The organism is Polynucleobacter sp. 39-46-10, from assembly GCF_002282275.1.
Map to the genome: position 1 here is coordinate 1 of NZ_NCJB01000110.1, position 7,653 is coordinate 7,653.

Below are 7,653 nucleotides of genomic sequence, written 5' to 3' on the forward strand. Positions count from 1 at the left end.
GATCCTGCGAGTGCCTTGCTGGAAGTATTAGATCCAGAGCAAAACCACACATTTCAAGATCACTATGTTGAAGTTGACTTTGATCTGTCCGATGTGATGTTTGTTGCGACGTCGAACTCATTGAATATTCCTGGCCCTTTATTGGATCGCTTGGAAATTATTCGTCTTGCAGGCTATACCGAAGATGAGAAGACTAGTATTGCGATTAACTATTTAATCCCTAAACAGATTAAAAATAATGGCCTCAAGAAAGACGAGTTGAAGATTGAGGAATCCGCTGTTCGCAGCATGATTCGCTACTACACACGTGAAGCTGGTGTGCGTTCTTTGGAGCGAGAGATCAGTAAGATTTGCCGCAAGGTAGTCAAGTTATTGCTACTGAAGAAAGAGGCTGCCCCAGTTACTGTGGATGCTGACAATCTCGAGAAATTCCTCTCGGTCAAGATGTATGACTTTGGTTTGGCGGCAAAAGAGAATCAAGTTGGCCAAGTTACAGGTTTAGCCTGGACTGAGGTTGGCGGAGATCTTCTGACAATCGAAGCAGCGGTCATGCCTGGTAAGGGTGTTATTACTCGCACCGGTTCGATCGGTGACGTTATGAAAGAGTCTGTGGAAGCGGCAAAAACTGTGGTGCGCTCGAGAGCAAGAGCTTTGGGAATTGCAGATGAAGCCTTCGAGAAGAAAGATATTCATATTCACTTTCCAGATGGCGCAACACCAAAAGATGGCCCGTCTGCCGGCATTGCAATTACAACAGCCCTCGTATCCGTATTTACTGGGATTCCAATTCGTTCTGATGTGGCGATGACTGGGGAAATTACCTTGCGCGGCGAAGTGCTTCCGATTGGTGGCCTCAAAGAGAAGTTATTAGCAGCTCATCGTGGCGGTATTAAGCTTGCCCTGATTCCCGAGGAAAACGTCAAAGATTTGATCGACATACCGGATAACGTCAAGAATGCGATTGAAATTGTGCCGGTACGTTGGATTGATAAGGTTCTTGAATTAGCATTAGAGAGAAAACCAGTTGCTTTGCCTGATCCAACACCAGAAGAACTCGCTAAACAGGCTGCTGAAGCTAGCAAGGCCAATGAAAAGATTTCTTCTGGAGAGGCTTTAAAGCATTGATGTCTAGGGGATATTTGAGGGATTTTGAGTCAAATTAAGCGACTCATTTAAGTTCATTTTGATGAAGAATCTCTCTTATGTCCTCACACTAGGTTACAATCTCGTCTGTAATAAATTGGGGCGCTTAGCTCAGATGGTAGAGCGTCTGCCTTACACGCAGAATGTCGGCGGTTCGATCCCGTCAGCGCCCACCAGTTCCCCAAACCACCTTTCAGTTTCCTTTCTTAGGCTTTCTAGTTTCTCTAGACACCCAGCCTAGTACACTCGCGTTATTGACTTTATTTTCGAGCGATTAATCCATGTTTGATTCAGTACGTAAACACCGTAAGATTTTGCAGTTTGTACTCATGCTGTTTATTGTTCCCTCATTCGCATTATTCGGGATCTCAAGTTACTCCGAATTCATGGATAAGGAAACCGACTTAGTTAAAGTGAATGGCAACCCCATTACGCTCCAAGAAGTCGATATGGCGGCAAAGCGTCAAGCAGAGCGCGTTGGTGGAAATCTACAGATTGCTCAAAGCTTACCGTTTCGTCAGGCAATCTTGAACGAATTGCTGCAACAGCGCATCTTGGGATTTGCTGTGAGCGATCTGCGTTTACAGGTAGGGAAACAAGAGCTTGTTAATAGCCTCCAAATGATTCCGCAGATTCGTGCTTTGTATCGTGAAGACGGAAAATTTGACGATGCTCGTTTTAAACAGTTGCTGGCAAGCAATGGCATGAATGAAGAGCAGTTTTATGCCAGCCAAAGCTTTGACTTGAAAATTCAACAGTTAGTGAATTCGGTTGCACGTACGGAGTTGACCAACCCAAAACTGTCTCAAATTATTTTGTCCTTATATGAGACTGAAAGACAAGTTCAAACTTTGCAGTTCAATGCTAAAGATTATTTATCCAAAGTAAATCCAAGCCCCGAAGAGTTACAAGCCTTTTATGAGGCTAATGCCAAGCTATTCGAGCGCCCTGAATATATCGATGTGGAATACATCGTCCTGAAGGCTGATCCCAAAGAAGATTCGAAAGTGTTTAGCGAAAAGGCAGATCAGTTTGCAAACATCACTTACGATCAAGCTGATAGTCTGAAACCGGCTGCTGATAAATTAAAGCTCAGTATTCAAACTCAGAAGGGCGTAACACGTAGTGGTGCGTCCGGTGTATCCAGTGATCATCCATTGGCTAATCCTAAAGTGGTTCAGTCCCTCTATGGCGATGAGGCTCTGAAGAACAAGCGCAATACTGAGGCCGTCCAAACAGCGCCAGGTGTCTTTGTATCTGCTCGCGTTGTGACGCTACACCCTGCGCAAACTTTGCCTTTTAAAGAAGTTGCGGCTGAAGTGAAGCGCCAAGTTACTCAACGTGCTGCCGAGAAACTAGCCATTGCGGATGCCAGTGAAAAATTTTTGGCACTTGAAAAGGACCCGAAGAATGCTGCTGGTTTTGGAAGCGCTAGCTGGATCTCGAGAAATAAGCCGGGTAGCCTAGTAGGGGCTTCAATGGATGAGGTCATGTCTGTTAACGCAAGCAAATTACCTGCCGTAGTTTCAGTGGCAAATCCAGGTGTAGGCACTACTATTTATCGCATTGACCAGGTTCGCCAACCACCGGTCGTTGATGCTAAGGTGCGTAATGCGCAAGCACAACAGATTCAAGCATTGGCTGCACAGTCAGAATTTGCAGGTTTTATGGCTTACTGGCGCAATAGTGCTGGCGTTAAAGTCATTAACCCACTCAAACAAGCAAGCTCAGGCAGTTAAATTTAAGGTAGCTTTTTTAGCAAGCTACTGTATGGGGCCATTGAGCCCCATACGTTTTGAAAGATAACGCTTTGCGCTTCAACATTTGGGTGTAGGCGATCCGCTTGAAATAATTCTGGCCTAGTGGCAACGCCTTCCAAGAAGAAGGGTAGCAACTCAATCCGTTCTTGTTTGGCCAGTTGAGCATAAAGCTCTTTAAATTGCATGGTGTAATTTTGGCCATAGTTTGGAGGAATCTGTATGCCACAGAGCAAAACCTTGGCGCCTGATTTCTTGCTCATCTGAATCATCTTGCGTAGATTCGTTTCAGTTTGGTTTATAGGCAAACCACGCAAGGCATCATTTGCTCCGAGCTCTATCAGAACTATTCCCGGTTTCTTTTGACTTAATAGATTAGGGAGGCGACTTAGTCCTCCTGAGCTTGTCTCACCGCTAATGCTGGCATTAAATACGCTCCATGGGCTCTTGTCCCTGATAAGCTGTCCTTCTAGTTGGTTGACCCATCCAGTTCCACGAGGCAGGCCATATTCGGCTGAAAGACTATCTCCTAAAATTAGGACCACTGGCTTGACCTGAGCCCAGGAAGAAATGCTCATTAAGAGGCAAAATAGACCTGTAATGAATTTATTACTAGTTAATAGTTGAATCCGCATTTTTCCATTCTAAGAAATTTCCACATGAACAAACAGTCTAATTCCATTGTTGCTGAGCGCGTGGGCAAGCTAGTAAACACTGCTGATGGCGACTTAGTCATTTTGCATGAACTCAGCTTTCAAATTGAGCAAGGCGAGAGTGTGGCTATTGTGGGTGCCTCTGGGTCTGGAAAGAGCACTTTGTTAAGTCTTCTAGCCGGTCTCGATCTCCCAAGTACAGGTCAGATATACCTGATGGGACAAAACTTAAATCTATTAGATGAAGATGGTAGGGCCCGTTTACGAGGCCAATCCGTTGGCTTTGTCTTTCAATCATTTCAGCTATTGCCCCATTTAACCGCCCAAGAGAATGTAATGCTCCCCCTGGAGATTACTGGCGTTAAGCAATCTGAGGCAAGGCAGGCTGCTGCTGAGTGGCTGGATAAGGTGGGATTAAGTCTAAGATCAAACCATTTTCCGAAGACCCTCTCTGGGGGTGAGCAACAACGTGTGGCTTTAGCCCGGGCCTTTATCAATAAACCTGCCATCCTATTTGCTGATGAGCCCACTGGGAGCCTTGATGAGGCAAGTGGAAATAGGGTGATTGAGCTTCTTTTTGAGCTGAATCGGGAGAATTCCTCAACCCTGGTTCTGGTGACCCATGATCCTGCCTTGGCTGCACGGTCAGGGCGCCAATTAAGCCTTCAGGGTGGTCGCCTAGCTTGATCAAAACCTTATAATCTTGGCATGTCATCATTCTGTTGCTTGCCCGGGGCAAATGCCCTTTCAGCCTTCCGCCAACAGCGACTTTTAGCTTCGCTCGCAGCCCAGGGAATCCAACTTGAGTCCATAGAGGCTCAATATCTTCATTTCATTTGGTCTGAGTCTGAACTCAATACCAAAGACAAAGAGGTGCTCGAAAGTCTGCTGACTTACGGACAAACTTTTGTGTCGCTAATCAAGGGTTCTGGTTCCTTATTTAGTAAAGCATCTGAGAAGCAATCTGCTATTGCCATACCGCGCTTTGGAACTGTATCTCCGTGGGCTAGTAAAGCCACCGATATTGCCCGCCAATGCGGTCTAGATGTTTTGCGCATCGAGCGTGGCGTTCAATTTGCATGGCAAAGTAAAAAATCCCTCAATGCACTAGAGGAGCAATTGGTATTGGCAGCGCTTCATGATCGAATGACAGAGGCTGTGATTTCTGATGTCAATGAAGCCAGTGCTTTGTATCAATCTCTGCCGGATCAACCATTTGTGCGCATCCCAGTTCTAACTGAGGGGAGATCTGCCTTAGATAGGGCGAACCAAGAGTTAGGCTTAGCGCTTTCTGAAGATGAAGTACTTTATCTCGTTGAGAATTTCATTCGCCTAGAGCGAAATCCAAGCGATGTTGAATTGATTATGTTTGCGCAAGCAAATAGCGAACATTGTCGTCATAAGATTTTTAATTCAAGCTGGACGATTGATGGCGATGATCAAGAGAAATCCCTATTTGCGATGATTCGCAATACGCATCAGCTGCAGCCTGAAGGTACTATCGTTGCTTACTCTGATAACTCAGCAGTAATGGTTGGGGCTGAATCAGAAACTTGGTCACCCAAAGGCGTTGGCCATCGTTATGAAAAAGATACGCGTCTAGTTCATACCTTAATGAAGGTGGAGACACACAATCACCCAACAGCAATCGCACCATTCCCTGGTGCCTCTACGGGTGCGGGTGGCGAGATTCGTGATGAAGGTGCGACTGGTATTGGTGGGCGACCTAAAGCAGGTCTCACTGGTTTCTCTGTGTCCAACCTCAATATTCCTGGGACTGATTTGCCATGGGAATCAGAAAAGTACGGAAAACCTGAACGTATTGCTACGCCACTTCAAATCATGATTGATGGGCCATTGGGTGGCGCTGCATTTAATAATGAATTCGGTCGACCAATTTTGGGTGGCTACTTCCGCGTTTTCGAACAAACTTTAGAAGGTGTTCGTCGTGGATATCACAAGCCAATCATGATTGCGGGTGGTATCGGTAACATTGATTCAATTCATACAGCAAAGAAGCAAATTAAGGCAGGTCACTTGTTTATTCAATTGGGTGGTCCTGGTATGCGTATTGGTATGGGTGGAGCAACCGGCAGTTCAGTTGCAACCGGTACTAATACTGCGGATTTAGATTTCGACTCTGTTCAGCGGGGTAATCCTGAAATGGAGCGCCGTGCGCAAGAGGTAATTAACTCTTGTATTGCTATGGGTCAGAGTAATCCCATTGTTTCGATTCATGATGTGGGTGCTGGCGGTATTTCTAATGCATTTCCAGAGCTAGCAGATGGTGCTGGCTTAGGTGCACAATTTCAATTGCGTAATGTCCCACTTGAAGAGAGTGGTATGAGCCCAGCAGAGATCTGGTGTAATGAATCTCAAGAGCGCTATGTTCTCGCCATCGAAGCTAAAGATCTAGAGTTGTTTAAATCACTCTGTGAGCGTGAGCGTTGTCCATTTGCAGTAGTTGGTGAAGCAACAACTGAGCGTCAACTCCAGCTAAGTGATAGCAAAGAAGTTTCTGGTAGTGATGCAGCGATGCCGATTAATATGCCGATGGAAGTATTGCTTGGCAAGCCGCCGCGTATGCATCGCGATGTGATGCGTATTCCGCAAGAGTTTGATGAGTTAAATGTCACTGATGCTGATCTTGCCCAATGCATTGCATGGGTTCTTCAACAGCCAACGGTAGCTAGCAAGTCATTCTTAATCACGATCGGAGATCGTACTGTTGGTGGCCTCAATGCCCGTGACCCATTTGTGGGGCCATGGCAAGTTCCTGTTGCAGACTGCGCAGTTACCTTGATGGATTACAAAGGCTATCGTGGTGAAGTGATGACGATGGGTGAGCGCACTCCACTAGCCGTCATTGATGCGCCGGCCGCTGCCAAGATGGCAGTAGGTGAAGCTATTACCAACTTATTGGCTGCTGATATTCGTCGCCTAGAAGACGTGAAACTGTCTGCTAATTGGATGGCTGCTTGCGGTGCGCCCGGCGAGGATGCTAAGTTATATGACTCAGTTCAAGCGATTGGTATGGATTTATGCCCAGCTCTGGGCATTTCCATTCCAGTTGGTAAAGACTCTTTGTCTATGGCAACTTCATGGCAAGATGGTGATCAAGCCAAGAAAGTGGTTTCTCCAGTCTCACTCATTATTTCGGCATTTGCTGCAGTTCAGGACGTTCGCAAAACTACAACACCTTTGCTAAAACTCAAAGATGAGTCTGGAGCAGCTCTAGAAACCGAATTAATTTTGATTGACTTAGGTCGCGGTAAGAACCGCATGGCTGGAAGTATCCTGGCTCAAGTTCTTAATCAATCCGGTAAGTCGGCTCCAAATGTAGATCATCCTGAAGATCTGAAGGCACTTGCTCATGCAATCATTGAGCTGCGTAAAGCAGATCAATTACTGGCATATCACGATCGTTCTGATGGTGGTTTATTTGCTTGTATCGCAGAGATGGCTTTTGCATCACACATTGGCATCTCCCTCAATGTTGACATGATTGCAGTAGATATTGGTCAAGAAGCAGATTGGGGTGATGCTAAGAACTGGGCGCAACAAGTATCCGGCCGACGCCATGAGCAAACCATGCGCGCATTATTTAATGAAGAGCTTGGTGCTGTAATTCAGATTCGTAAGTCTGATCGAGAAGCAGTATTTGCGGTTTTGCGTAAATTAAATCTGAGTGCTTACAGTCATGTGATCGCTAAGCCTAATACCAATGGTCGTATTGAAATTTGGCGTGATGCTAAAAATATCTTTGCAGAGCCGCGTGAAGTTCTCCAGAAAATGTGGGCAAATACCAGTTATCAGATTGCGCGCTTGCGCGACAACCCTGATTGCGCAGATAGTGAGTTTGCGCAACTCGATAACGTTGCCGATACTGGAATGTCACCAAAGCTGACATTTGATATTGCAGTCGATATTGCAGCACCATTTATAAACAAGAATGCTGGACCTAAAGTTGCCATCTTGCGTGAGCAGGGTGTTAACTCCCACGTTGAAATGGCTTACGCTATGAACTGGGCTGGTTTTGATACCTATGACGTGCACATGTCAGATTTGCTTTCCGGTAAGTCCAAGCTAGATGATTTCCG

General features: G+C 45.8%; 5 protein-coding genes and 1 tRNA gene. 5 read left to right on the forward strand and 1 reads right to left on the reverse strand.

Annotated features, from left to right (window positions below; genetic code table 11):
* The 3 genes from B7X71_RS09795 to B7X71_RS09805 form a co-directional block, all read left to right on the forward strand.
* Positions 1-1,125 (forward strand): S16 family serine protease (locus B7X71_RS09795; protein ID WP_293600631.1); only part of this gene is annotated, 1,125 nt, incomplete at its 5' end.
* Positions 1,126-1,243: 118 nt separating this feature from the next.
* A tRNA-Val gene (locus tag B7X71_RS09800) sits at positions 1,244-1,319 on the forward strand.
* A 105-nt stretch (positions 1,320-1,424) separates the two neighbouring features.
* On the forward strand, positions 1,425-2,882 hold the full coding sequence (locus B7X71_RS09805) for a peptidylprolyl isomerase (protein ID WP_293598440.1): 1,458 nt from the start codon (positions 1,425-1,427) through the stop codon (positions 2,880-2,882).
* Between the two features lie 2 nt (positions 2,883-2,884).
* On the opposite strand, the gene B7X71_RS09810 is transcribed toward B7X71_RS09805, so the two are convergent.
* Positions 2,885-3,535 carry an arylesterase gene (locus tag B7X71_RS09810; RefSeq protein ID WP_293598441.1) on the reverse strand — a complete coding sequence of 217 codons (651 nt, stop codon included), beginning with the start codon at positions 3,533-3,535 and terminating at the stop codon, positions 2,885-2,887.
* A 24-nt stretch (positions 3,536-3,559) separates the two neighbouring features.
* Here B7X71_RS09810 and B7X71_RS09815 point away from each other — a divergent pair, with 24 nt between their 5' ends.
* Both B7X71_RS09815 and purL read left to right on the forward strand, forming a co-directional pair.
* A complete protein-coding gene (locus B7X71_RS09815; RefSeq protein WP_293598442.1) occupies positions 3,560-4,240 on the forward strand; it encodes an ATP-binding cassette domain-containing protein in 681 nt (226 codons plus the stop codon).
* A gap of 21 nt (positions 4,241-4,261) precedes the next feature.
* The coding region (gene purL / locus B7X71_RS09820; protein WP_293600633.1) for a phosphoribosylformylglycinamidine synthase at positions 4,262-7,653 on the forward strand (3,392 nt) is incomplete at its 3' end.

Excerpts from the sequence above, each read along its gene's own strand:
- B7X71_RS09815 (WP_293598442.1), top strand. The coding sequence starts at position 3,560 with ATGAACAAACAGTCTAATTCCATTGTTGCTGAGCGCGTGGGCAAGCTA.
- B7X71_RS09805 (WP_293598440.1), top strand. The coding sequence starts at position 1,425 with ATGTTTGATTCAGTACGTAAACACCGTAAGATTTTGCAGTTTGTACTC.
- B7X71_RS09810 (WP_293598441.1), bottom strand. The coding sequence starts at position 3,535 with ATGCGGATTCAACTATTAACTAGTAATAAATTCATTACAGGTCTATTT.